Here is a 518-nt window from a genome sequence, read left to right as displayed (position 1 = left end):
CCTAGGGCTCCGTACTGCGGCCCTCCTGCTCGCGTACCAACTTCCGCAGCAGGCCGTTGAGCTGGGCAAAGATGCCGTCAGACTGCCATTTGGCGAAGTAGCCGTAGACCGTGTTCCAGTTCGGGAAATCATGTGGCAGGTAGTGCCACTGCACCCCGGTGCGGTCCACGTACAGGATCGCGTTCATGATCTCGCGCAGCTCGACCTCGGCCGGCCGGCCGAAGCCCAGGGCCCGGCCGTGACGCTCGTAGCGCCACGCACTCGGATACGCACGACGGTCGGCCATGACCTGGGCATACCGCCGGTCGAGGGCGTGCGCCCAGGTGTGTGTTCAGCCTGGCTGAAGCACGGAACACATCCGGGCGTCCTGGAATGAGACAGGCGCAAGCCCACTCCTGCCCCGGATGCCACACCATCCGCCTCAACGAGCCCGACCAGCTCGACAGCCCCCTTCGCATCAGGGCGTCAGTAGGCGCAATAGCATAGATAACGCCGCACTACAGATGAAAATGACCTCT

Annotated in this window: 1 pseudogene; it reads right to left on the bottom strand. The window is 64.1% G+C overall.

Annotated features, from left to right (window positions below):
- Positions 1-4 precede the first annotated feature (4 nt).
- Positions 5-286 (bottom strand): annotated as a pseudogene (locus GPA10_RS41530) (transposase); the annotation flags it as partial.
- Positions 287-518: the final 232 nt, after the last annotated feature.

Origin of the sequence: Streptomyces typhae (assembly GCF_009755605.1) — a bacterium.
Classification (GTDB): Bacteria; Actinomycetota; Actinomycetes; order Streptomycetales; family Streptomycetaceae; genus Streptomyces; species Streptomyces typhae.
Note: the sequence above shows the minus strand (reverse complement) of the source record. Positions and strands in the feature narration are given on the sequence as shown.